Raw genomic sequence first — 23238 nt, 5'->3', positions numbered from 1 at the left:
TCCAAAGGGGGACGGGGAACGGGACAGGGTCGGCGTCTCCATTGACGATGGATGCAACTGCATGCATCTGCGGGCTATTCCCCGGCCTGCGCGATTCGAGCGGCGGCCACGATCTCGGCGATCCGGTGGGGCGCGGACTCGTCCTGCAGTGACGTGGTGTCGCCGAGCGGACGGCGGTCGACGATGTCGCCGAGGAGGCGCCGCATGATCTTGCCCGACCTCGTCTTCGGGAGGTCGGGGACGACGAAGACGTCGCGGGGCTTGGCGATCGGCCCGATCTCGTTCGCCACATGCGCGCGGAGCGCCGCCTCCAGGCTCGCGGACCGCTCCAGCCAGTAGGCCTCATCGTCGGCCTCGGGCCCGTGCGAGCGCGAGGACGGGATGACGAAGGCCGCGATCGCGCTCCCGGTGATCGGGTCGTGCACCCCGACCACGCCGGCCTCCCCGACGTGCGGGTGCGAGACGAGGGCCGACTCGATCTCGATGGTCGACAGGCGGTGACCCGACACGTTGATGACGTCGTCGACGCGGCCGAGCACCCAGATGTCGCCGTCGGCGTCCCACTTGGCGCCGTCGCCGGAGAAGAAGTAGCCCTGTTTCCAGTACGTCGCCCAGTAGGAGTCGCGGTATCGCTCCGGGTTGCCCCAGACGGTGCGCGCGATCGAGGGCCCGAACCGGCTGACGACGAGGTACCCGCCGGAACCGTAGGGCACCGTCTCGCCCGCTTCGTCGACGACGAGCGCTTCGAGGCCGGGCAGGGCCCGGCTCCCGGAGCCCGGCTTGATCGTGGTCGCGCCGGGCAGCGGCGCGATGACGGCCGACCCCGTCTCCGACTGCCACCAGGTGTCGATGATGGGGGCCTCACCGCGCCCGATGCGCTCGCGGAACCACATCCAGGCCTCGGGGTTGATCGCCTCGCCGACGGTACCGAGCAGCCGGATGCTCGAGAGGTCGTGCTCGGGAGGCGGGCCCTCCGGGAACCAGGTCATGAGTGTCCGGATGAGCGTGGGCGCCGTGTAGTACGTCGTCACCCCGTAGCGTTCGATGATCTCGAAGTGCCTCGCCTGGTGCGGGGTGTTCGGCGTGCCCTCGTAGATGACCTGGGTGAGGCCGTTGGAGAGCGGCCCGTAGATCTCGTAGGTGTGGGCCGTGACCCAGGCGAGGTCGGCCGTGCACCAGTGGACGTCGTCGTCCTTGGCGTCGAAGACCGCCCAGTGGGTCCAGGACGCCTGCGTGAGATAGCCGCCGGAGGTGTGGACGAGGCCCTTCGGCTTCCCCGTCGTGCCGCTCGTGTAGATGATGAACAGCGGGGTCTCGGCGTCGAAGGCCTGGGCCTCATGGGTGTCGGGGGCGACGCCGACCGTGTCGTGCCACCAGACGTCGCGCCCGGGCGTCCACGGCACGTTCGGGGTCTCCTCGCCCGTCCGCGCCACCACGAGGACGTGCTCCACGGAGGGGACGCCGTCGACGGCGGCGTCGGCGTTCTGCTTGACCGGCACCGCGGAGCCGCGGCGGTACTGGCCGTCGGTGGTGATGAGGAGCTTCGCCTCCGTGTCCTCGACGCGGAACCGCAGTGCCTCCGCCGAGAAGCCGCCGAAGACGAGCGAGTGGATGGCGCCGATGCGGGCGACCGCGAGCGTCGCGATGACCGTCTCCGGGATGACGGGGAGGTAGATGACGACGCGGTCGCCCTGCCCGATGCCGAGTGCGGTCAGAGCGTTCGCCGCCTTCGAGACCTCGCGCTGCAACTCGGCGTAGGTGATCGAGCGGCGGTCGCCGGGCTCGCCCTCGAAGTGCAGGGCGACCTTGTCGCCTCGCCCGGCGTCGACGTGCCGGTCGACGCAGTTGACCGCGACGTTGAGCGTGCCCCCGGCGAACCAGGTCGCGGCGGGGACGGTGAGCTCCGGCGAGGGGTCGTCGGGATCGGAACCATCGACCGGCCGCGCAGGCTCCCAGGTGTGCGCCGTCTCCCAGGGGGTGACCCAGTCGAGTCGGCGCGCCTGTTCCTCCCAGAACGCGACGGGGTCGGCAGCGGCGCGCGCCCACTCGCCCGGCCCGACGTTCGCCTTGCGCGCGATGTCGGCGGGCGGCGCGTAGCTGCGGGTCTCGGCGAGCAGGTTCGCGATGGTCGCGGAGGCCGCGGCGGACGTCGATCCATCAGTGGGAGGCATGCTCCAACGCTACGGGGGCGGTGCCGGCCCGTGCCATCCCGCGGTCATCGGGCGTCATGCTCGCCCACCCCCGGGCGCTGTGGAGGAGGGTCGGGAGTAGCCTCGGAACGCCGCCTCCCTGCGCGGCGACCGTCGACGAGCGGCGCACCGCCGCGTCACGAGAAGGGAACGACATGGCCACCGTCATCCAGTACCGGGAACTCGGGTCCGCAGACGTCCTCGAGACCGTCGAGGTCCCGACCCCGCACGCCGGTCCGGGCGAGCTCGTCGTGGAGGTCCGCGCCGCCGGGGTGAACCCCATCGACTGGAAGCTCCGGAGCGGCATCCGAGGCGGTGAACTGACCGGGACGCGCCGGGTCGGGAGCGACGGTTCCGGCGTGGTCGCCGAGGTCGGCGAAGGGGTCGAGGGCTGGTCGGTGGGCGACGAGGTCGTCATCACGAACGCCGCAGGGACGTACGCGACGCACGTCGTCGTGACGCCGCAGCAGATCATCGCCAAGCCGTCGAACGTCTCCTTCGAGGAGGCGGCGGCGATCGGCATCCCGGTGAGCACGGCGTATCAGGCCCTGCGCTCGCTCGGGGTGACCGAGGGGACGACCCTGCTCATCCACGGCGGCTCGGGCGCGGTCGGGCACGCGGCCGTGCAGTTCGCCGTGGCGTGGGGCGCGACGGTCGTCGCGACGGCCAGCGAGCGGAACCATGAGCGGCTGCGCGAGCTCGGAGCCGTTCCGGTCGTGTACGGACCGGGCCTGGTGGAGCGCGTCCGCGAGGTCGCACCGCAGGGCGTCGACCGCGTGCTGGACGCCGTCGGGACCGACGAGGCGCTCGACGCCTCCTTCGAGCTCGTCGACGACCGCCGGAACATCGGGACGATCGTGGTCGGCGGGAGGGCGGCCGAGCTCGGGATCCAGGCGTGGTCCGGCGGCAACCCGCTCCCGCTCACCGACCAGGAGCAGGCGTGGCGTGCCGAGGCGATCCCCGCCGTCGCCGCGCTTGCGACCGCCGGGCCCGAGGGGCGTCCCGGGTTCAGTTTCGAGCTCGGCACGATCCGGCCGCTGGCCGAGGCCGCCGAGGCGCACCGCGAGAGCGAGTCGGGGCACCCCAGCGGGAAGCTGATCCTCGTCCCCTGACGACGAGCTGACGGCTGCCCCTCGACAGGCTCGGGGACCGGGTCGATGATGGGACCGCGACTCCCCGACGGGCTCGGTGAGCGCCGTCGGGGAGCCGAGGTCGGCGACCTCCTACTCGGGGCCCTCGCCGTTGTCGTCGCCCACCGGCGCGTGGTCGGCGAGGTCGTCGGCGTCGTCGAGGTCCTCGAGCGAGTCCTCGGTGTCGTCGGCCCCGTCGAGTCCGGCGTCGCCGACCACGTCGTCCCCGCCGACGCCGTCGCCGGCGTTGCTCAGGCCGCCGTCACCGGGTGCCGCGTCGTCGGCCGAGCGGTCGAACGTGTCGCCGTCGGGGACGACACCGCCGACGGAACTGTCGGTCGCGTCCTCACCCGGAACGTGTGCCTGAGCACCGGGGCCACCGTGCGCGAGGGCGTCGCGCTGCGCATCTGCTGCTGCTGCATCCATGGGATCGGTCATGTGAGCAGCGTAGGCACCCTCGACCCGTGCCGCTCGGGCTTGGCCGACGGCGTTCGGACGCCTATCCTCCGCGCTGCTCGCCGAGCGGCCCGCGGAACGCCAACGGCTCGACGCCCAGGGCTCAGCGGCCGCTGTGCTCCGCGATGATCGCCTTGATGCGGTCGACGTCGGCCGGCACGATCTCGAACCGCTGCTCCAGGCCCTCGATGCCCTCGAACGCCACCGGGCGCTCCGGCTCCTCGCCGAGCGCTTCGCGGACGATCTCGGCGAACTTCGCGGGCAACGCGGTCTCCAGGACGAGCATCGGGATGCCCTCCCGCAGGTGGCGCCGCGCGACGGTGACGCCGTCGGCGGTGTGCGGGTCGATCGTGACCCCGTAGCGCTCGTGCACGTCGCGGATCGTCGCGACCCGGTCGGTGTGCGTGCTGCGGCCGGAGACGAACCCGAACTCGCTGATGCGCTCGAACTCGGGCGTGCCGGAGAGGTCGAACCCGCCCTCCTCGTCGAGCGCACGGAACAGCTCACCGAGTCGCGAGGCGTCCTGGCCGACGAGGTCGTAGAGGAAGCGCTCGAAGTTCGACGCCTTCGAGATGTCCATGCTCGGGCTGGAGGTGTGGTGCGTCTCGGCCGCTGACCGCGGGCGGTACACGCCGGTCCGGAAGAACTCGTCGAGCACGTCGTTCTCGTTGGTGGCGACGACGAGCTGGTCGATCGGCAGCCCCATCGAGCGCGCGATGTGGCCGGCGCAGACGTTCCCGAAGTTGCCGGACGGCACCGAGAACGACACCTTCTGGCCAGGACCGTCGGTGGCGAGCAGCCAGCCGTGCACGTAGTAGACGACCTGGGCGACCACGCGGGCCCAGTTGATCGAGTTGACGGTGCCGACGGCGTGGAGCGCCTTGAACGGCGCGTCCTTCGAGACGGCCTTCACGATGTCCTGGCAGTCGTCGAAGTTGCCCTCGACGGCGAGGTTCACGATGTTGTCGTCCTGGAGGCTGAACATCTGCGCGCGCTGGAAGCTGCTCATGCGGCCGTGCGGGCTCAGCATGATGACCCGGATGCCCGTCTTGCCACGCATGGCGTGCTCGGCCGCGCTGCCCGTGTCGCCCGAGGTCGCGCCGAGGATGTTCAGCTCGTCGCCGCTCTTCGCGAGCGTGTACTCGAAGAGGTTGCCGAGGAGCTGCATCGCCATGTCCTTGAAGGCGAGCGTCGGGCCGTTCGACAGGCCGAGGAGCCGGAGTTCGGTGCCGCCCTCCTCACCGAGGGTGCGCAGCGGGGTGATGAGCGACGCGTCGTCGCCCTGGCGACCGTTCGAGTAGACCTCGGCGGTGTAGGTGCGGCGCGTGATGTCCTGGAGGTCGGCGGCCGGGATGTCGTCCGCGAACTTCGACAGCACCGCGAAGGCGAGGTCGGCGTAGGAGAGCTCGCGCCACGACTCGAGCTCCTCGGCCGTCAGCTGCGGGTACTCCGCCGGCAGGTAGAGCCCGCCGTCGGGTGCGAGCCCGCCGAGGAGGATGTCCGAGAAGTGCTGGGGCAGGTCGTGTCCCCGCGTCGACTGATAGTGCATGACCGTCTCTCTCATCCGGATGGAAGCCCGACCACCAACCTTGCCACATCGGGGTTGGGCTCGCGTGGGTGGGTCGTCACGCAGGAGCTAGCCGCGCGCGAGTTCCTCGCGGATCGCGGCGACGAACGCGTCGATGTCCGCTTCGGTGGTGTCGAAGGAGCACATCCACCGCACCTCGCCCTTCGCGGCGTCCCAGTCGTAGAACCGGAACCGCTCGCGCAGGCGGTCCGGAACCCCGGCCGGCAGGGTCGCGAAGACCGCGTTCGCCTGCGTCGGCTGGCTGAACCCGAGACCGGGCGCCTCGCCGGCTGCGATGAGGGCCTCGAGCGAGGAGCGGAGGCGAGCGGCCATCGCGTTCGCGTGGGAGGCGGAGCGCAGCCACAGACCGTCGCCGCCGTCGGCCGCGGGTTCGAGCAGGGCGATGAGCTGCGCGGCCCCGAACCGCATCTTCGACGCCAACTGCATGTTGAGCTTGCGCAGGTAGATCAGGCCCTCCGACGCCGAGGGCTCGAGGACGACGATGGCCTCGCCGAACATGAGTCCGTTCTTCGTTCCGCCGAACGACAGCACGTCGACGCCGGCGTCGGTGGTGAACGCGCGCAGCGGGACCCCGAGCGCGGCCGCGGCGTTGGCGATGCGGGCGCCGTCGAGGTGCAGCTTCATGCCGTGCCCGTGGGCGTGGTCGGCGATGGCGCGGATCTCCTCGGGCGTGTACAGCGTGCCGAGCTCGCTCGTCTGGGTGATCGAGACCACGAGTGGCTGCGCGCGGTGCTCGTCGCCCCAGCCCCAGGCCTCGCGGTCGATCAGCTCCGGGGTGAGCTTGCCGTCGGGAGCCTCGACCGTCAGGAGCTTGATGCCACCGACCCGCTCGGGGGCGCCGCCCTCGTCGGAGTTGATGTGCGCGGTCGTCGCCGAGATGACGGCCCCCCAGCGCGGGAGCATGGACTGCAGACCGACGACGTTCGCGCCCGTGCCGTTGAAGACGGGGAACACGGCGACGTCGCGACCGAAGTGGTCGGTGAACACCTCGTGGAGGCGGCGGGTGTAGTCGTCCTCGCCGTACGCGATCTGATGGCCGCCGTTGGCCGCCGCGAGGGCTTCGAGGATCTCGGGGTGGACCCCGGAGTAGTTGTCGGAGGCGAAGCCGCGGATGGAGGAGTCATGCAGAGAGGTCACCAGACCATCCTGTCGTATGCTCCCCGCAGCTTCCTTGCGTCCGACTCCGACTTCTTGCAGTGATGACCGTTCTCAGGAGACCTTCGGCGCGCCGGGGTCACGGGTGGGCGACGCGCCGGAGGTGTCCTGAGAACGGGAACGCAGGGTCAGTCGGCGGCGTGACGCGGGCCGTCGGAGGAGGGCGCGACCTCCTCCGACACCGCGTCGACCGCGGCGTCGACGTCGGCGTGCGCACCCGGCTCGGGTTCGGCGTCCGGCGTCTCCTGCGCGAGCGCGTGCTCGTACGCGAGGGCGTGCACGGCGATCGAGGACGCGACCGCGACCTGCTCGTCGTCGTCACCCACGGTCGGGGTCGCGTTCGCGTTCGCGGCGGCGTTCGCGGCGGCCTGCTCGGGCGTCAGGTGTGCGTCCTGGTCCTCCTCGTCCTCGTCCACGAGGTCGAGCACGATGGGCTCGTCGCCGTAGATGTCGCCGACCGGGTCGCCGGCGAGCGGGGCGGGCGCGGGGAGGCGCTGCTCAGCATCGAGGAACTGCTTCGCCTCGAAGGCACCGGGGTTGAAGACCTCGTCGATCCCGCCGAGCCCGCTCATGCCTTGAGCGCTTCCGAGATCTTGACGCGCCCACCCATTTTGAGGAGCGAGTTCTCGTAGATGCGCGAGCCGACGAGGATGACGAGCGCCGCGGAGACCGCGAGGATGAGGAGCGACAGGATCGGCTCCCACCACTGCGCCGAGCCCACGAACAGGCGGACGGGCATGCCGACGGCGGCCGAGAACGGCACGTAGGACATGATCGTCATGATCAGCGGATTGTCATTGAAGAGGATGACGGCGAAGTACGGGATCATGATGAGCATCGTAATCGGCGTGGTGGTCGATCCGATGTCCTCCTGCCGCGAGACGAGCGATCCGGCGGCGGCGAACAGTGCCGCCAGCAGGATGAAGCCGAGGATGAAGAACACCACGAACCAGACGACCGGGGTCCCGAGACCGGCGAGCAGCTCGCTCTGACCCGTCACCGTCAGGCCAATGACCGACAACGCCGCGATCGCGAGGATCTGACCGAACGCCAGGATGCTGTTGCCGAGCACCTTGCCGGCCAGGAGGGCCTTCACCGGGATCGCGGACATGAGGATCTCGACGACACGCGTCTGCTTCTCCTCCACGACGCTCTGCGCGATCGACGCACCGAAGGTCGTGGCCGACACGAAGAACACGAGCCCGAAGCCCAGCGACACGATGTAGAGCAGGAAGCCCGCCGACCCGTCGCTGTCGGGGTCGAGGATCGTGACCTGGGGTTGGACGCTCATCTGGGAGACGAGCGCCGGGTCCGCCTCGGTCGCGAAGATCAGTTCGAAGCCGGTCGCGTTGCTGTCGCTCGGGACGACCGCCGCTTCGACGTCACCGTCCTTCACGAGCTGCTCGGCGGTGGCGACGTCCGGTGCGCCCGTGATGTCGAACTTCCCGGCGGCGCCCTCGGTGAGTCCACCGCCCGGGCTCCCCACGACCGCGACCTTCGTCGCCTCCGACGCCGTGTTCTTGGCCATGAACCCGCCGACGACGATGCCGGCGAGGATCACGAGCAGCAGGATGCCCGTCGAGATGAGGAAGGTCTTGCTCCGGAGGCGCATCTTGACCTCGCGCTCGGCGACGAGGCCGATGCTCTGGACGAGGCTGGGAGTGGCGGGGCCGGAGTGACGGCGTCCGCCCGACTGGGTCGGCGTGTGCGTTGCGGTGCTCACTGGATGACCTCCTTGAAGATCTGGGCGAGGGTGGGACGGAGGGGCGCGAAGCTCGTGACGTCGCCGTGGGCGAGCGCCTCGCGCAGGACGGCCTGGGCGGCCGCGGCGTCGTCGGCGTCGAAGAGCGCGTAGCCGCCGTCGAAGTCGACGACCGTGATGCCCGGCCGTTCACGGAGCCAGCCGGTGTCCGCCGTGGTGAGGAGTTCGTAGCGGTTGCCGGCGTGCGCCTCACGGAGGGTGTCGCGCGAGCCGGAAGCCCGGATGGTGCCGGACGCGATGATCACGAGGTCGTCGCAGAGTCGCTCGACGATGTCGAGCTGGTGGCTCGAGAACAGCACGGGCGCTCCACCCGACGCGACCTCGCTGAGCACGCCGACGACCACGTCGACCGCCATCGGGTCGAGGCCCGAGAACGGCTCGTCGAGGACGAGGACCTCGGGGTCGTGCACGAGCGCCGCCGCGATCTGGGCGCGCTGCTGGTTGCCGAGCGACAGGCTCTCGAGGGTGTCGTTCCGGCGTTCGCCGAGGCCGAGACGCTCGAGCAGTTCGCCGGCGTTCCGCTTCGCGGCGTGCGCAGTGAAGCCGTGCAGCCGCGCGAGGTACACGAGCTGCTCCTCGACCCGCATCTTCGGGTACAGGCCGCGCTCCTCCGGCATGTACCCGAACCGGCGGCGGTCCTCGGGGGTCAGGGCGGTGCCGTCGAGGGTCACGGTTCCGGCGTTGGCGGTGAGGACCCCGAGGAGGATGCGCATGGTCGTCGTCTTGCCGGCCCCGTTGCCGCCGACGAAGCCCGTCATGCGTCCGGGAGCGACCTGGAAGCTGACGTCGTCGAGCACCTTCCGTTCGCCGTACGACTTGTCGATGTGGCTGAGTTCGAGCATCGGCCGCCTCCAGTGAGCGTGTGTCCGGCGGGGGCCGGGGCGGGGGTCTCCCCGTCTGCTCATCACGCTACGGCCGTCTCGCGTGCACCGGCATCCCCCGCGGGGCGGGTTGACGCGACGACGCCCGGCGTCCCCCGTCCGTCTGACGGGGGAGGCCGGGCGTCTCGTGTGGCCTGATCAGGCGGGACGCGACTCCGGGGAGACGGTCTTCGCCGGGTCGGTCTCGGCGACGGACGCGACGGCCTCGTCGATCCGGGCGATCACCGAGTCGTCGAGCTTCACGCCGGCCGCGGCCGCGTTGGCCGTGACCTGCTCCGGGCGGGAGGCGCCGACGATGGCACCCGCGATGTTGTCGTTGTGGAGCACCCACGCGAGCGCCAGCTGCGCCATCGTGAGGTCGAGCTCCTCGGCGATCGGCTTGAGCTGCTGCACGGCGGTCAGCACCTCGTCGTCGAGGAAGCGCTTGATCGTGTCGGCGCCACCCTTCTCGTCCGTCGCGCGGCTGCCCTGCGGCAGCTCGGCACCCGGGAGGTACTTGCCGCTGAGGACGCCCTGCGCCACCGGCGACCAGACGATCTGCGAGATGCCGAGCTCGCGGGAGGTCGGGACGACCTCCTCCTCGATGACGCGCCACAGCATCGAGTACTGCGGCTGGTTCGAGATGAGCTGGAAGCCGAGCTCCTTCGAGAGCGCGTGACCGGCGCGGAGCTGCTCCGCGTTCCACTCGCTGACGCCGATGTAGAGGGCCTTACCGGCACGCACGACGTCGGCGAAAGCCTGCATCGTCTCCTCGAGCGGCGTCTCGCTGTCGTAGCGGTGCGCCTGGTAGAGGTCGACGTAGTCGGTGCCGAGGCGCGTGAGCGACCCGTCGATCGACTCCATGATGTGCTTGCGGGAGAGGCCCACGTCGTTGTGTCCCTTGGGGCCGGTGGGCCAGTAGACCTTCGTGAAGATCTCCAGGCTCGCGCGTCGTTCGTCCTTGAGAGCGTCGCCGAGCACCTGCTCCGCCGCCGTGTTCGCGTACGCGTCCGCGGTGTCGAAGGTGGTGATGCCCGCGTCGAGGGCGGCCCGGACGCTCGCCGTCGCGACGTCGTTCTCCACCTGTGAGGCGTGGGTCAGCCAGTTGCCGAAGATGATCTCTGAGATCTTGAGTCCGCTGTTGCCGAGGTATCGAAATTCCATGGTCGTCACGGTACTCCTCCCGCCGGTTCGGGGGACGGGGTTGCGCCGAGGCGGAGCGAACCCTCAGCTGCGCGGTGCGGCGAGCCCGTGCTCGTAGGTGTAGATGACCGCCTGGATGCGGTCGCGGAGGGCGAGTTTCTGCAACACCTTCGAGACGTGCGACTTCACGGTCGCCTCGCCGACGAAGAGGGTCGTCGCGATCTCCTGGTTCGACAGCCCCTGGGCCACCAGGTGCAGGACCTCGCGCTCGCGCTCCGTCAGCTGCTCGTAGTCGGAGCCGGTCGTGCGGACGGTCGGGGTCGGTGTCTGGCCGGCAGCGGGATCGGTGGCCGCCGCGTTCTGCCGGGTGAAGCCCTCGATGACCCGACGGGTGACCGCGGGGGACAGCAGCGCCTCACCGTCGGCGATCACCCGCACCGCCGCCACGAGCTCCTCCGGGGACGAGTTCTTCAGCAGGAAGCCGCTCGCGCCGGCCAGGAGCGCTTCGGCCAGGTAGTCGTCGCGATCGAAGGTGGTGAGGATGAGGACCGCGGCGTGCACCTCGGGGTCGGCCACGATCCGACGGGTGGCCTCGAGGCCGTCCATGCCGGGCATCTGCACGTCCATGCAGATGACGTCGGGCGCGAGCGTCGTCGCGAGTGCCACCGCCTCGGAACCGTTCGACGCCTCGCCGACGATCTCGACGCCCGGTTGTGAGCCGAGGATGATGCGGAACCCCGCGCGGAGGAGTTCCTGGTCGTCGACGAGGAGGATGCGGGTGGGGTGCTCGGTCATGCGGGGTCCTCCGTCATCGGGGTCGAGGGGTGGGCTGCTGCGGACGACAGCGCCCTGGTGTCGTCCCGTGCGGGGCCGACCGGTTCCATCGCCTGGTCGCCGGATCGCCCGAGCGGGATGGCCGCGCGGACGAGGAAGCCACCACGGGTGCGCGCACCGACCTCCAGGACACCGCCGGAGGATGCGACCCGCTCGCGCATGCCGATGAGCCCGAGCCCGCCAGGTCTGGCCGACGCGGGGACGGTGCCCGTGTTGGTCACCTCGAGCTCCACGGCGTCGGTCAGGTAGCGGAGCCGGAGCTCCGCCGTCGCGTGGGTGCCGCCGTACTTCCGGGCGTTCGTCAACGCCTCCTGCGCGATCCGGTACAGGTTGAAGGAGACCACCGCGGGGATGGGGACCGGAGCACCGATGCGCTCGAACCGGGTCGGCAGGCCGTTCGCGCTCGACTCGTCGGCGAGCTGCCCGAGCCGGCCGACGCCCACCGTCGAGGGTCCGTCCTCCGGGTTCGTGTCGCCGTCCGCCCGCAGGGTGCCGAGCATCTTCCGCAGTTCGTCGATCGCGCTCCGGGCGCCGAGTTCCACGTTCGTGAGGGCGTCGCGCGCGGCAGCGGGGTTCGCATCGAGCACGGTGCGCGCCGCCCCCGCCTGCACGCCCATCACCGAGACGTGGTGGGCGACGACGTCGTGCAGTTCACGGGCGATCCGCACCCGTTCGAGCGCGACCGCCTGCCGGGCAGACCGCGCGCGCTCCTGCTCGAGCTCGATCGTCCGCGCTTCGAGCACCGCCCGCTCCCTCGCGGACTGGTACGCGCGCTCGCCGAAGAAGTAGGCGCCGCCGAAGTACAGGATGTTTGTGAGGATCTGGATGAGGATGAACGCGACGAGCGGCGAGAAGAGGCCGACCCTGGAGAGGTTCGGGAGGGCGTAGGGGTCGGTGGCCTGGATGAACATGTAGACGAGCAGCCAGGCGAACATGGCGAAGATGATGAGCACCCGGACGAGCACGGCACGACGTCGGTCCGACACCCAGGCGCCGACCGTGTAGATGGCCATGAACAGGGCGATGTTGGTGAACAGCACCTCGGGGACGAGCACCGTGCCGCCGATGATGAACATGACCCCGACGATGACCGACACGGTGCAGGGGGCGCGGCGACGGAACGCGAGGGGAGCGGTGATACCGATCGCCCAGAGCACCGAGGCCCACATCGGGGCGGGCTCGGCGTAGAAGCCGGCGATCGTGTAGAGCGTGAGACTCAGGAGGGTGCCGACGCCGAGCGCGATGGCGAGGACGACGTCGGATCGCAGCTCCGCGGCGGTGGCCGGTGGTCGTCGCCATTCGGCGTCGTACGGGTCGACCGGGCGTTCCTCGTGCTGCTCGGCGGCGGAGTCGCTCATGCCGTCAACGCTAGCGCGGAGCCCTCGCGCGGACATCCGTCGTGCGGAGGAGCGCGCGGCGGCGGGTCCGGACTCCCACGATCGTCCTGAAGCTCCTGGCTTCACTTCGCAAGACTGAAGTCTCACGCTTCATTTTGACTGAGTGAAGAGATAGGCTTCACTCATGAACGCCTCCATCGCCGTGATCGTCGACATCTCGAGGTCGAAGGAGCACGAGGACCGCGTCGCCCTGCAGCGGACCGTCGAACACGCGCTCGCGCAGGCGGGTGAGCGGGTCGCGGCCAGACAACCGTTCGTCCCGACCGTCGGCGACGAGTTCCAAGCGGTCTTCTCCGACCTCCCCGCCGCACTCCTCGCGTCGTTGCTGGTGCGCCTCGAACTGCCCGCCGGCGTGGACTGTCGCTTCGGCCTGGGATTCGGAGCGGTCAGGGAGATCGGCGCCGGGCCGAACGTCCCGCTGCAGGACGGTCCCGGATGGTGGGCGGCGCGAGCGGCGATCGACCGGGCCCGCGCCCACGAGTACGCCAGACTGCCCGAACTCCGGACCTGGTTCGCCGTCGGCGGCACCCGCGACGACGCCCCGGACGAGGCGCTGGTCAACGCCTACCTCCTCGGGCGCGATCACCTCGTGGGGACGATGTCGGACCGCGGTCGTAGGCTCCTGCTCGGCAAGCTGTCGGGACGGACGCAACGGGAGCTGGCCGAGCGTGAAGGCGTGTCAGCCTCCGCGGTCTCACAGACCGTGCGGGCGCAGGGGGTGCTGGCCGTCTTCGAAGGACAGCGGTTGATGACGGAGGTACTCGGATGATGGTGGTCGCCACCCTGTTGATCGCCGTCGGTGTCTCGGACGTCGCGCGGCTCGTGCTGGGCGCGGCGCTCGGCTGGCGCCGGGATCGACTGCTCGGCACCGCCGTCGGTCTCGTGCTCGGGACGATCGTCGCCCTGGGCGTCGGGATCGGCGCCTGGGCGGCCGTGCTGCTGTTCGTCCCCGTCTGGCAACTCGCCACCCGGCCCGGACGGCACCGCGCGGCGGCGGCCGTCGTCGGTCTGCTCGGTCTCCTCGTCGTCGCCGTCCTGGCCCTCGGCTCGGCGCAGCCGTCGCCGGAGGGGCTGTTGGTCACCTGGTACGACGCGCTGCCGTACGCGGGCCTCACGGCCGTGCCACCGGAGGTCGCGGCCATCGTCGCCGCCTCCACCCTCTTCCTCATCGAATCGGCGAACGTGGTCGTCCGACTGGCGCTGGCGCCGCTCACCGCGAAGGAGACGGCGGAGGAACGGCGCACCGGCGACGGCGCCGTCCTGTTCCGCAGTCCCGACGACGTCCTCGAACTCCCCCTGCCCGGCGGGCGACTCATCGGACCGCTGGAGCGCATCCTCATCCTCGCGCTCGCCCTGGCCGGACAGTTCACGGCGATCGGGGCGGTCGTCGCGGCGAAGGGCATCATCCGCTTCCCGGAGATCTCGAAGGACTCCGCCGGAGGATCCAAGGCCGAGTTCTTCATCGTCGGCAGCCTCGCCAGCTGGGCGCTCGTCGGCGGAGCGGTGGCGCTCGCCGGCCTGGGCACAGCCTGAAGCCCGGAGCGGCACGCAGGGTGCGGGCTGCTCCGGGCTCCTCCGCGGCATGGTCGGGTCAGGCCGCGGAACGCCCCGTGATCCCGGCGGTCGACGAGATGACGTCGGTCATCTTCTTGCCGAGCGCCTCGTAGAACATCGACAGCGGGAACTCGTCGTCGAGGACCGCGTCGGTCAGCCCACGCGGCGGGCCACTGAGGATCTCGTCGGACAATCCGCGCGCCCAGTTCGACGCGGGATGCGGGGTCAGTGTGGTCCGGACGAGGTCGTACGCCGCGAGCCAGTGGGCCGTCTTCGGGCGGTCGATCGAGCGCCAGTACAGCTCGTCGATGCTCTCCCCGAGCTGGACGACCACGTCGGGCACCTCATCCCAGTCGATGGTCAGGCGGGTGTCGGTCCAGTGCAGCACGCCGTGCTGGTGCATCCAGGCGAAGAGCAGCTGCCCGCCCACCCCGTCGTAATTGCGGACCCGAGAGCCGGTGATCGCGAACCGGAAGATGCGGTCGAAGATGATCGCGTACTGGACGAGCTTCGCGTGCCCGAGGATGGCCGCGTCGGCTGCGTCGAGTGTCTCCGTCTCGGAGCGGAGCGTCAGGGACCGCTCCAGCTGCACGGACTCGCGGAAGGCCGTGAGGTCGCAGCGCAGTTCCTCGAGGGAGTAGAGGAAGAACGGCATCCGCTGCTTGATCATGAACGGGTCGAAGGGCAGGTCGCCGCGCATGTGCGTGCGGTCGTGGATGAGGTCCCACATGACGAAGGTCTCCTCGGCCAACTGCTGGTCGTCGAGGAGGGAGGCGGCGTCGGCCGGGAGGTCGAGCTTGGTGATCTCGGCTGCGGCACGGACGACGCGTCGGTAGCGTGCCGCCTCGCGGTCCTGGAAGATCGCGCCCCAGGTGAACGGGGGGATCGCGCGCATGGCGACCGTCTCGGGGAACAGGACCGCGGAGTTCGTGTCGTAGCCGGGGGTGAAGTCGAGGAACCGGATGGGGACGAACAGCGCGTTCGTGTAGTCACCCGCTTCGAGCGCGGCGATGAACTCCGGCCAGATGACCTCGACGAGCACCGCCTCGAGGTGGCGGTCCGGGGAGCCGTTCTGCGTGACCATCGGGAACACGACGAGATGACGGAGGCCGTCGACCCGGTGCTGCTCCGGGTGGAAGGCGACCAGGGAGTCGAGGAAGTCCGGGACGCCGAACCCGTCTCGTGCCCAGCGCTCCAGGTCGGTGACGAGGGCCTCGAGGTACTCGGCGTCGTGGGGGAAGCGCGGGGCCAGGGTCGTGACGCTCGCGACGATCGTCGCGACGTGCGCTGCGGCCGCGGCGTGGTCGCCCACCTCGGGGATGGATCCGTCCTTCACCTGGACGGTCTGCACGGCGGTCGCGGCGGTCTTGAGCTCCACCCAGGCCGGGTCCGCGGCGAGTGCTGCGCCGTCTTCGACGACCTCCGGCTCTCCGACGATGCTCTTCGTGTTGGTGGTGGCGACGTTCGACATGGTGAACCTCCTGACCGCTGTGCAAGATGCCGCCTCACGGGGTGGGAGGCGATCCCTTCGAGCGTACGGGCGGAGCAGGCGGTGGTTTCTTGCGTCGAGAGCGACTTCGCTGCAACATCCGGGCATTCGCGCCGCGGACGTGCGGCAGGCGTCGGTTATCCCCAGCGGCGCTTGATCCAGCGGTCGAACACACCCACCAGGGCGTCGGTGAGGGCACCGAGCAGGGCGAGCACGATGATGACGAAGAAGATCCGGTCGACGCGGCCGTTGTTCTGCGAGTCGACCAGCCGGAAGCCGAGGCCCATCGACGAAGCGATGAGCTCCGCGGCCACGAGGAACAGCCACGACTGCGCGAGCGCGAGACGCAGGCCGGAGACCACGGAGGGGGTCACCGCCGGCAGCTGGACCGTCCGGAAGAGTGCGACCCCGTTCAGCCCGAACGCGCGGCCCGCCTCGACCAGCTGCCGGTCGACGTGCCGGAGGGCGGCCGACACGGTCGTGTAGACCGGGAAGAAGGCGCCGATCGCGATGAGGGTGATCTTCGACTCCTCGCCGATCTTCAGCCACAGGATGAGCAGCGGCACCCAGGCGAGCGACGGGACGGCACGGATCGCGGCGAACGTCGTCGACAGCAGGATGTCGCCCAGGCGGGAGAGCCCGACGACCGCGCCGAGGACGAGGCCGAGCACGGCGCCGATGAGGAAGCCGATGAGGACCCGCTGCACCGAGATGGCGACGTCCTGTTGCAGCCAACCGCGTTGCGCGAGGTCGACACCCGCAGCCCACACCTCGGCGGGCGCCGGCAGCTGCGAGGCGGGCACGAGACCGAATGCCGTGACGAGCTGCCAGGCCACGAGGATGAGGACCGGGACCAGGAGGCCGCCGAGGACGACGACGATCCTGCGGGACCCGAGGACGGCGCGCGCCTCGCGGCCGGACCGGGTGGCCTGGGCGCCCGCGAGCGCTGCGGTCGGGGTGCCGAGGCCGGGTCGGTCGCTCACGGGCTACTTCGCGCCGATGGCGGACGGGTCGGCGTCCTTGACGAAGCTCGGGTCGAAGAGGTCCGCCAGGGCGTCGTCCACCTTGTCCTGCGAGGAGACGTCGCCGGATTCCACGAAGATCGGCCCGATGATCGACAGCACCTGCTCCTGCGCCTTCCCCGGGGTCGGGTCGACGTCGAGGTTGGAGCGCTCCGTGATCACCTTCGTCGCGACCGCGAGGTCGAGGCCGGCGGCGTCGGCGAGGATCTGCGCCGTCTCGTCGGGGTTCGACGTGGCCCACTCGCGGGCGTGCTCGTAGGCGTTCACGACGGTCTGGGCGACGTCGGGTCGCTCGTCGATGAAGGACTCCGTCGCGGCGAGGATGCCGTAGCTGTTGAAGTCGACGTTGCGGTAGATGAGCTTCGCACCCGCCTCCTCGGCACCGGCCATGATCGGGTCGAGCCCCGCCCACGCGTCGACGGAGCCGTTCTGCAGGGCCGCCCAGCCGTCGGCGTGCTGGAGGTTCTCGATCGTGACGTCGGAGGCCGAGAGTCCGGCCTCCTCGAGGGCCTGGAGGAGGAAGAAGTACGGGTCGGTGCCCTTCGTGGCGGCGACCTTCTTGCCCTTGAGCTCGGAGACGTCGGTGATGGGGGAGCCGGCGCCGACGACGATCGCGGACCACTCGGGCTGGGAGAACACGTCGATCGCCCGGATGGCGGAGCCGTTCGCGCGGTTCAGGAGCGCCGCCGAACCAGCCGTGGAGCCGACGTCGATCGCGTCCGCTCTGAGAGCCTCGTTGGCCTTGTTCGAACCGGCCGACTGCACCCAGTTGACGGTGATGTCCTGGTCGTCGAGCGCATCCTCGAGCCAGCCCTGGTCCTTGATGATGAGCGAGAGCGGGTTGTAGGTCGCGAAGTCGATGTTCAGGGTGCCGCCCTCGGTGGTGCCGGCGGTGCTGTCGCCGCCGGCTGCCGGGGCGTTCTCGCCGGCGACGCAGCCGCTCAGGAGGAGCGCGGCCGTCGCGGTGGCGGCGACGAGCGCGATGCGTCCGGCTCGGGAGGTGGTGAAGCGACGTCGAATGGGCATGCGTTGGTCCTTGCTGTGGATCGGTGCGCGATGGGTGGTGCCGGGTGGGTGCTCCCCGGGTCAGTACGGGAAGTGCGGGATGGACGGCAGTCGTTGGTCGCCGCGGGCCAGGCCGTGGCGGTCGATGCCGAGCCCGTCGAGGAGGCGTCCGCGCAGTTCGGCGAGTTCGGCCGAGCCGCGGTCGCGTGGTCGGCCACCGGGGACGGTCACGGTCTGCGCGATGGTCGAACCGGGTTTCCCCGGCTCACGTCCGAGGAGGATGACCCGGTCGGCGAGCTGGAGGGCCTCGTCGACGTCGTGCGTCACGAGGAGGATCGTGGTGGGTGCTGCGAGGTGGATCGAGAGCAGCAGGTCCTGCATCTTCAGCCGGGTGAGGGCGTCGAGGGCGCCGAACGGCTCGTCGAGGAGGAGGACGCCGGGTCGCCGGGCGAGCGCTCGGGCGAGGGAGGCGCGTTGGGCCATGCCGCCGGACACCTCGCGGGGACGGTGCTCGGCGAAGTCGGCGAGGCCGACGAGCTCCAAGAGACCGGCCACGCGCTCGCGCCCCTCCGCCGTGGGTGTCCGCTTCGGGAGTCCGAGGGCGACGTTGGCCGCGATGGTGCGCCAGGGGAGGAGTCGCGGCTCCTGGAAGCCGAACGCCATGCGGGGGTCGATGCCGGCGACGGGGGTGCCGTCGATGAGCACGGAGCCGGAGGTGGGGTGGTCGAGACCGGCGGCGATCCGCAGCAGGGTCGACTTGCCGCAGCCGCTCGTCCCGAGGATGGCGACGACCTCGCCGGCTTCGGCCGTGATGGTGACGTCGCGGAGCACCGGACGTGGGTCGGCGGAGGAGGTGCCGGGGCCGTTCGCGAAGGCTCGTCCCACGGCCTCGAAGGCGACCGCGGAGGCGCGGGTCTCCACGGCTGCGGCTCCGGATCCCGCCGCGCGGGCGGCGGTGGAGCTGCTCCCGGCGAGCGGGCTGCGGGCGGCGTTCGTCATGGGTCGATGGCTCCAGGGGTGGGGTGCCCGCCATGCTACGGGAGCCCGTCCGGCCGCTCCCGCCCGCTGCAACAGGGCGTCACATTCGTGCACGCCCGTGACACCCTGGACCGCCCGGTGTCGGCGCCCGCTACCAGCGCGCGACCTGCGAGACCGCGACGTCGAGGATCGCGACGGCCTCGTCGCGGTTGACCCTCGCGAGCAGGAGGGCGCTGACCGAGAGCGAGGTGAGCTGGCGTGCCTCGGCGGCGAGTTCGGCCGCATCCGCGTCGGGCCGGGCGAGGGCGAGCGCGTCCGAGACCGCCGCGGTGAGCTCGGCCCGGTAGCCGTCGACGACTTCGCGCAGGGCGTCGTCGTGGGCGGCGAGGCCCGCCGCGCTGTTGAGGAGGAGGCAGCCGCGGCGGGGGGAGTCGTCCGGCAGGGTCGCGATCACGTGCTGCACCCCGGAGAAGTAGGCGGCCAGTCCGGCGCGCCCGTCGTCCGCCCGGGCGAGGACGGCGAGCCGAGGTCGGATGACCGTGTCGAGGTAGTCCTGGACGGCGGCGTCGAAGAGACCGCGCTTGCTCTCGAAGGCGTGGTACAGGCTCGATCGACGCAGTCCGGTGGCGGCCTCGAGATCGGCGAGGGAGGTCGCCTCGAAGCCGTGATCCCAGAACACGTCACGCGCCGCCTGCACGACGGCGACGGTGTCGAACTCCTGCGTGCGTCCCATGGACGGCCTCCTCATGGCTCGGCCGTCCACGATGTGGGCGGGGTTGTGGACCGAGCGTTCTACTATTATAGTAGACCTATCGGTACAGAAGTCCCTCACTCCGAGTGACTCGATCCCGATCTCTCGGAAGGCCCGTCCATGCTCGTCGTCAGTCTCGTCCTCGTCGGCATCGCCGCGCTCGTGCACGTCTACATCTTCGTCCTCGAGTCCCTGCGCTGGACCGAGCCCTCCACCCGCAAGACCTTCGGCACCTCCGAGCTGGAGGCCGAGACGACGCGGGGGATGGCCTACAACCAGGGCTTCTACAACCTCTTCCTCGCCATCGGCACGATCGTCGGCATCGTGTTCCTCATCACCGGCTCGACCGGGATCGGCGCCGCCCTCGTCCTCGCCTCCGCCGGTTCGATGCTGCTGGCCTCGCTCGTCCTCATCACCTCCGACCGCACGAAGGCCCGTCCGGCCGTCGTCCAGGGCCTGCCCCCGCTGCTCGGGCTCATCGCGCTCGGCATCGCCCTCGCCCTCTGACCCCGGTCCGACCGACCGCGTCGCCCATCGGCGACACCCCGTCCGCAACCCGACGTCGTGCTGCGAGCTCCAACCGAATCACCGCACCAAGGAAAGGCACCACGTGAACACCTCCGCGCTCAGCACCCAGATCCAGCTCGTCTCACGACCGGAGGGCTGGCCGACCGAGTCCGACTTCCGCACCGTCTCCGTCGAGTTCCCCGAGCTCGCGCCGGGCCAGCTGCGGGTCCAGAACCTGTTCCTGTCGGTCGACCCCTACATGCGCGGCCGCATGAACGACGCCCGCTCCTACGTCGCGCCGTACCAGCTCGGCGAGACCATGACGGGCGGAGCCATCGGCCGCGTCGTCGAGTCCGCCGCCGAGGGGTTCTCCGCGGGTGACGTCGTCCTGCACCAGTTCGGGTGGCGCGACCTCGTCCAGGAGGACGCGAGCGGCTTCCGCGTCGTCCCCGAGCTGCCGGGCGTCCCGCTGTCCGCCTACCTCGGTGTCCTCGGGATGACCGCCCTCACCGCCTACGTCGGCCTCCTCGAGGTGGCGAAGTTCCGCGAGGGCGACACCGTGTTCGTCTCCGGTGCGGCCGGCGCCGTCGGCACCATGGTCGGTCAGATCGCCCGCCTGAAGGGCGCGAAGCGCGTGATCGGTTCCGCAGGCACGGCCGAGAAGGTCGCCCTGCTCACCGAGAAGTACGGCTACGACGCGGCCTTCAACTACAAGGACGGTCCGGTCACGGAGCAGCTGGCCGCCGCCGCACCCGAGGGCATCGACGTCTACTTCGACAACGTGGGTGGCGAGCACCTCGAAGCGGCGATCGACGCCTTCAGCGACGGTGGACGCGCCGCGCTCTGCGGAGTCATCTCGCAGATCAACGAGACCGACCGTCCCGAGGGCCCCCGCAACCTGGCGAACATCGTCACCCGCGGCCTCACCCTCACCGGCTTCACGGTCGGCAACTACACGCAGCACTTCCCGGCGTTCTCCGCCGAGATGGCCGGATGGCTGCAGCGCGGCGAGGTCGTCTTCGACGAGACCGTCTACGAGGGCCTCGACCACACGCTCGACGCGTTCCTGGCGCTCATGCGCGGCGCGAACACGGGGAAGATGGTCGTCAAGCTCTGACGCACCCCGGTGCCACCGCCCCTCGCTGGGCGATCCGCGGCCCGCTCACTCCTCATCGGGTGAGCGGGCCGCGGTCCGTGGTCACACCGCCGCGAGGGCCCCGGTGGCCGCGTCGATCCGCGACATCGCCAGCCGTTCGGCGGCGACGAGCGTGGTGACGCCCGTGGCGGCGGCATCGCGGTAGACCGCCTGCACCGTCCGGCCGATCGCCGACACCCGCTGCTCGATCGCCGCCGCGTCGGCACCCGGCTCCGACGCCATCGCGAGGTAGATCACGCCGCCGGCGTTGGCGACGAAGTCCGGAGCCCAGAGGATCCCGCGCTCCTCCAGGGCGAGCGCGTCGGCCCTCGTGGCGAGCTGGTTGTTGGCCGCCCCGACGACGGCGCGGCAGCGCAGCTGACCGATGACCCGCGCACTGAGGGCGCCGCCCACGCCGCAGGGGACGAACAGATCGGTCTCGACGAGGTGCTCGTCACCCGGTTCGATCCAGCTGGCGCCGATCTCCTCCGCGAGCGCGCGTTTGCGCGGGTCGACGTCGGTGACGATGAGCCGCGCACCCTCCGCCGCGAGCCGACGTGCCAGCCGACCGCCGACCTGGCCGAGGCCGGAGATCGTCGCCCGGTGCCCGGCCACGAGCGGCGTGCCGAAGACCGTCTCGAGCGTCGCGGTGATGGCCGCGTGCACCCCGGCCGCGGTCGCCTCGCTCGGTTCTCCGACGCCGCCCCGGTCCGCCGGCAGGCCGCTCACGTGGGCGGTCCGCTCCGAGACGACCGCCATGTCCTCCGCCGTCGTGCCGACGTCCTCGGCGGTCCGGTACCGCCCGTCGAGGGCTTCGACCGCGTCGCCGAGGTCGAGCATCGCGTCGCGTCGTTCCTCGGCGTCCAGGGTGCGGCCCGGTGGGAGGTGGATCACCGACTTGCCGCCGCCGTGGGCGAGACCGGCCGCCGCGTTCTTCATCGTCATCCCGGCCGCGAGTCGGAGCGAGTCGTCCACGGCGTCGACCCAGCTCGGATACCGCCAGAGCCGCGCGCCGCCGAGTGCCGGACCGAGCGCGGTGGAGTGGAGGGCGACGCTGATCGTGAGGCCGGAACGCGGACCGTGCGTGATCGACAGCCGTTCATGGGGGAGGGTGGTGCTGTGCATCGCGTCGCCGGACGCGGCAGGGTCGAATGACGTCATCGTCGGATCTCCTCGTGGGTGATTGGTGCGGGCTCCTGGTGGGAGCGTTCGGTGGGGCCGTGGTGGTGTCGCGGCTCCTGTCCAGATTCTCCACGGCCGGAGGCCCGCCCACAACCGTCGCCTCACCGGGCGGGATGCCACCCTGCGCCTAGGCTGGGAGGCATGGGTGGAGTGTTGACGGGGTTCGCGATCATCGGCACCGTCATCCTCGTCGGCTACCTCGCGGGACGTTTCGGCGTCGGAGGCCCGACCACGGGGCATGTCCTCAACCGGGTCGCGTTCTTCGTCACCAACCCCGCGCTGCTGTTCACCGTCCTCGTCTCGGCCGATCTGCGCGAGGTGTTCAGCAGCTTCATCTGGGTCGCGCTCGCCAGTGCGCTCGCGGCCGCCGGCCTCTTCCTCCTGCTCAACGCGGTGTGGCTCCGGAAGGACCTCTCGGTCGCGACCATCGGCGCGCTCGGTTCGGGCTACGTGAACGCCAACAACATCGGCATCCCGGTCGCGGTCTACGTCCTCGGCGAGGCCGGGTACGTCGCGCCGGTCATCCTGCTGCAACTCCTCGTCTTCGCGCCGATCGCCCTCACGATCCTCGACGTCAGACAGCGCGGTTCGGTGTCCTTCCGCGGCATCGTCACGCAACCCTTCCGCAACCCGATGATCATCGCGTCGATCATCGGGGTGGTGCTCAACCTGTTCGGGGTGCGGCTCCCCGAGCCGGTCCTCGCGCCGTTCGAGCTCGTCGGTGGTGCCGCCGTCCCGCTCATCCTCATGGCCTTCGGCATGTCCTTGCACGGCATGCGTCCGCTCCAGGCGGGCAGTGGGCGCCGGGAGATCTTCGTGGCGACGGCGATCAAGGCCGTCGTGATGCCCGGGTTCGCGTACCTCATCGCCCACTTCGGCTTCGGGCTGAGCGGCACGCCGCTGTTCGCCTCGGTCGTGCTCGCCGCGTTGCCGGCCGCTCAGAACGTCTACAACTTCGCCAGTCGGTACGAGCAGGGGGTCGCGCTCGCCCGCGACACGGTGCTGTTGACGACCATCCTCTCGGTCCCGGTCCTCGTCGTCGTGGCGGCCCTCCTCGCCTGATCGAGCGGCGTCGCGCGCCATCCGATGTCCTCAGAAGAA

Annotated in this window: 22 protein-coding genes; 6 read left to right on the top strand and 16 right to left on the bottom strand. The window is 70.7% G+C overall.

The annotated features are described in order from the left end of the window. Positions 1-74: 74 nt before the first annotated feature. A complete protein-coding gene (acs, locus tag ASE44_RS09755; protein WP_056008981.1) occupies positions 75-2171 on the bottom strand; it encodes an acetate--CoA ligase in 2097 nt (698 codons plus the stop codon). A 173-nt stretch (positions 2172-2344) separates the two neighbouring features. Here acs and ASE44_RS09745 point away from each other — a divergent pair, with 173 nt between their 5' ends. Next, a complete protein-coding gene (locus ASE44_RS09745; RefSeq protein ID WP_056779280.1) occupies positions 2345-3301 on the top strand; it encodes an NADP-dependent oxidoreductase in 957 nt (318 codons plus the stop codon). A gap of 111 nt (positions 3302-3412) precedes the next feature. Here the strand turns inward: ASE44_RS09745 and ASE44_RS09740 are convergent, their stop codons facing one another. The 9 genes from ASE44_RS09740 to ASE44_RS09700 all read right to left on the bottom strand — a co-directional run bounded on the left by ASE44_RS09740 (position 3413) and on the right by ASE44_RS09700 (position 12475). Next, positions 3413-3757 (bottom strand): hypothetical protein, encoded by a 345-nt coding sequence (locus ASE44_RS09740; protein ID WP_056779278.1) that lies wholly within the window; start codon positions 3755-3757, stop codon positions 3413-3415. A gap of 121 nt (positions 3758-3878) precedes the next feature. Further along, entirely contained in the window at positions 3879-5324 is a 1446-nt protein-coding gene (thrC, locus tag ASE44_RS09735; RefSeq protein WP_056779276.1) for a threonine synthase, read from the bottom strand. A gap of 87 nt (positions 5325-5411) precedes the next feature. Continuing rightward, complete coding sequence (locus tag ASE44_RS09730; RefSeq protein ID WP_056779272.1) at positions 5412-6500, bottom strand: low specificity L-threonine aldolase; 1089 nt, start codon at positions 6498-6500, stop codon at positions 5412-5414. Between the two features lie 146 nt (positions 6501-6646). Beyond that, positions 6647-7090: a hypothetical protein gene (locus ASE44_RS09725; protein WP_056779269.1), complete on the bottom strand. Its 444-nt coding sequence runs from the start codon at positions 7088-7090 to the stop codon at positions 6647-6649. Then, a complete protein-coding gene (locus ASE44_RS09720; protein ID WP_082456069.1) occupies positions 7087-8130 on the bottom strand; it encodes an ABC transporter permease in 1044 nt (347 codons plus the stop codon). The genes ASE44_RS09725 and ASE44_RS09720 overlap by 4 nt, the downstream gene beginning before the upstream one ends. A 107-nt stretch (positions 8131-8237) precedes the next feature. Beyond that, positions 8238-9122, bottom strand: a complete 885-nt coding sequence (locus ASE44_RS09715; RefSeq protein WP_056008968.1) for an ABC transporter ATP-binding protein — start codon at positions 9120-9122, stop codon at positions 8238-8240. Between the two features lie 177 nt (positions 9123-9299). Further along, entirely contained in the window at positions 9300-10304 is a 1005-nt protein-coding gene (locus ASE44_RS09710; RefSeq protein ID WP_056008965.1) for an aldo/keto reductase family protein, read from the bottom strand. 63 nt (positions 10305-10367) lie between these two features. Then, positions 10368-11078: a response regulator transcription factor gene (locus ASE44_RS09705; protein WP_056008962.1), complete on the bottom strand. Its 711-nt coding sequence runs from the start codon at positions 11076-11078 to the stop codon at positions 10368-10370. Then, positions 11075-12475, bottom strand: coding sequence for a sensor histidine kinase (locus tag ASE44_RS09700; protein ID WP_082455932.1), 1401 nt, complete (start codon positions 12473-12475; stop codon positions 11075-11077). Before ASE44_RS09700 ends, ASE44_RS09705 begins: the two co-directional genes overlap by 4 nt. 163 nt (positions 12476-12638) lie before the next feature. Between ASE44_RS09700 and ASE44_RS09695 the strand changes: the two genes are divergently transcribed. Continuing rightward, entirely contained in the window at positions 12639-13283 is a 645-nt protein-coding gene (locus tag ASE44_RS09695) for a SatD family protein (protein ID WP_056779266.1), read from the top strand. Next, positions 13280-14047, top strand: a complete 768-nt coding sequence (locus ASE44_RS09690) for a hypothetical protein (protein ID WP_157579845.1) — start codon at positions 13280-13282, stop codon at positions 14045-14047. Before ASE44_RS09695 ends, ASE44_RS09690 begins: the two co-directional genes overlap by 4 nt. Before the next feature lie 58 nt (positions 14048-14105). On the opposite strand, the gene ASE44_RS09685 is transcribed toward ASE44_RS09690, so the two are convergent. The 5 genes from ASE44_RS09685 to ASE44_RS09665 all read right to left on the bottom strand — a co-directional run bounded on the left by ASE44_RS09685 (position 14106) and on the right by ASE44_RS09665 (position 19295). Further along, positions 14106-15539 (bottom strand): DUF6421 family protein, encoded by a 1434-nt coding sequence (locus ASE44_RS09685; RefSeq protein WP_056914189.1) that lies wholly within the window; start codon positions 15537-15539, stop codon positions 14106-14108. Positions 15540-15694: 155 nt separating this feature from the next. Beyond that, entirely contained in the window at positions 15695-16540 is an 846-nt protein-coding gene (locus ASE44_RS09680) for an ABC transporter permease (RefSeq protein ID WP_056008951.1), read from the bottom strand. A gap of 3 nt (positions 16541-16543) precedes the next feature. Continuing rightward, positions 16544-17605 carry an aliphatic sulfonate ABC transporter substrate-binding protein gene (locus ASE44_RS09675; RefSeq protein WP_200921043.1) on the bottom strand — a complete coding sequence of 354 codons (1062 nt, stop codon included), beginning with the start codon at positions 17603-17605 and terminating at the stop codon, positions 16544-16546. A 60-nt stretch (positions 17606-17665) separates the two neighbouring features. Further along, positions 17666-18583, bottom strand: a complete 918-nt coding sequence (locus ASE44_RS09670) for an ABC transporter ATP-binding protein (RefSeq protein ID WP_082455931.1) — start codon at positions 18581-18583, stop codon at positions 17666-17668. 130 nt (positions 18584-18713) lie between these two features. Beyond that, complete coding sequence (locus ASE44_RS09665; RefSeq protein WP_056008947.1) at positions 18714-19295, bottom strand: TetR/AcrR family transcriptional regulator; 582 nt, start codon at positions 19293-19295, stop codon at positions 18714-18716. A 138-nt stretch (positions 19296-19433) separates the two neighbouring features. Between ASE44_RS09665 and ASE44_RS09660 the strand changes: the two genes are divergently transcribed. Both ASE44_RS09660 and ASE44_RS09655 read left to right on the top strand, forming a co-directional pair. After that, entirely contained in the window at positions 19434-19820 is a 387-nt protein-coding gene (locus ASE44_RS09660) for a DUF1304 domain-containing protein (protein WP_056779262.1), read from the top strand. A gap of 103 nt (positions 19821-19923) precedes the next feature. Next, positions 19924-20937 carry an NADP-dependent oxidoreductase gene (locus tag ASE44_RS09655; RefSeq protein ID WP_056008942.1) on the top strand — a complete coding sequence of 338 codons (1014 nt, stop codon included), beginning with the start codon at positions 19924-19926 and terminating at the stop codon, positions 20935-20937. 81 nt (positions 20938-21018) lie between these two features. On the opposite strand, the gene ASE44_RS09650 is transcribed toward ASE44_RS09655, so the two are convergent. Further along, positions 21019-22116: a Glu/Leu/Phe/Val dehydrogenase family protein gene (locus tag ASE44_RS09650; RefSeq protein WP_235522582.1), complete on the bottom strand. Its 1098-nt coding sequence runs from the start codon at positions 22114-22116 to the stop codon at positions 21019-21021. Positions 22117-22278: 162 nt separating this feature from the next. Between ASE44_RS09650 and ASE44_RS09645 the strand changes: the two genes are divergently transcribed. Next, on the top strand, positions 22279-23199 hold the full coding sequence (locus ASE44_RS09645; RefSeq protein WP_056779259.1) for an AEC family transporter: 921 nt from the start codon (positions 22279-22281) through the stop codon (positions 23197-23199). Positions 23200-23238 lie beyond the last annotated feature (39 nt).

Source organism: Plantibacter sp. Leaf1 (genome assembly GCF_001421315.1).
In the GTDB taxonomy this organism is placed as follows: Bacteria; Actinomycetota; Actinomycetes; order Actinomycetales; family Microbacteriaceae; genus Plantibacter.
Note: the sequence above shows the minus strand (reverse complement) of the source record. Positions and strands in the feature narration are given on the sequence as shown.

Excerpts from the sequence above, each read along its gene's own strand:
- acs (WP_056008981.1), bottom strand. The coding sequence starts at position 2,171 with ATGCCTCCCACTGATGGATCGACGTCCGCCGCGGCCTCCGCGACCATC.
- ASE44_RS09745 (WP_056779280.1), top strand. The coding sequence starts at position 2,345 with ATGGCCACCGTCATCCAGTACCGGGAACTCGGGTCCGCAGACGTCCTC.
- ASE44_RS09740 (WP_056779278.1), bottom strand. The coding sequence starts at position 3,757 with ATGACCGATCCCATGGATGCAGCAGCAGCAGATGCGCAGCGCGACGCC.
- thrC (WP_056779276.1), bottom strand. The coding sequence starts at position 5,324 with ATGCACTATCAGTCGACGCGGGGACACGACCTGCCCCAGCACTTCTCG.
- ASE44_RS09725 (WP_056779269.1), bottom strand. The coding sequence starts at position 7,090 with ATGAGCGGGCTCGGCGGGATCGACGAGGTCTTCAACCCCGGTGCCTTC.
- ASE44_RS09720 (WP_082456069.1), bottom strand. The coding sequence starts at position 8,130 with ATGCGCCTCCGGAGCAAGACCTTCCTCATCTCGACGGGCATCCTGCTG.
- ASE44_RS09715 (WP_056008968.1), bottom strand. The coding sequence starts at position 9,122 with ATGCTCGAACTCAGCCACATCGACAAGTCGTACGGCGAACGGAAGGTG.
- ASE44_RS09710 (WP_056008965.1), bottom strand. The coding sequence starts at position 10,304 with ATGGAATTTCGATACCTCGGCAACAGCGGACTCAAGATCTCAGAGATC.
- ASE44_RS09705 (WP_056008962.1), bottom strand. The coding sequence starts at position 11,078 with ATGACCGAGCACCCCACCCGCATCCTCCTCGTCGACGACCAGGAACTC.
- ASE44_RS09700 (WP_082455932.1), bottom strand. The coding sequence starts at position 12,475 with ATGAGCGACTCCGCCGCCGAGCAGCACGAGGAACGCCCGGTCGACCCG.
- ASE44_RS09695 (WP_056779266.1), top strand. The coding sequence starts at position 12,639 with ATGAACGCCTCCATCGCCGTGATCGTCGACATCTCGAGGTCGAAGGAG.
- ASE44_RS09690 (WP_157579845.1), top strand. The coding sequence starts at position 13,280 with ATGATGGTGGTCGCCACCCTGTTGATCGCCGTCGGTGTCTCGGACGTC.
- ASE44_RS09685 (WP_056914189.1), bottom strand. The coding sequence starts at position 15,539 with ATGTCGAACGTCGCCACCACCAACACGAAGAGCATCGTCGGAGAGCCG.
- ASE44_RS09675 (WP_200921043.1), bottom strand. The coding sequence starts at position 17,605 with ATGCCCATTCGACGTCGCTTCACCACCTCCCGAGCCGGACGCATCGCG.
- ASE44_RS09670 (WP_082455931.1), bottom strand. The coding sequence starts at position 18,583 with ATGACGAACGCCGCCCGCAGCCCGCTCGCCGGGAGCAGCTCCACCGCC.
- ASE44_RS09665 (WP_056008947.1), bottom strand. The coding sequence starts at position 19,295 with ATGGGACGCACGCAGGAGTTCGACACCGTCGCCGTCGTGCAGGCGGCG.
- ASE44_RS09660 (WP_056779262.1), top strand. The coding sequence starts at position 19,434 with ATGCTCGTCGTCAGTCTCGTCCTCGTCGGCATCGCCGCGCTCGTGCAC.
- ASE44_RS09650 (WP_235522582.1), bottom strand. The coding sequence starts at position 22,116 with ATGACGTCATTCGACCCTGCCGCGTCCGGCGACGCGATGCACAGCACC.
- ASE44_RS09645 (WP_056779259.1), top strand. The coding sequence starts at position 22,279 with ATGGGTGGAGTGTTGACGGGGTTCGCGATCATCGGCACCGTCATCCTC.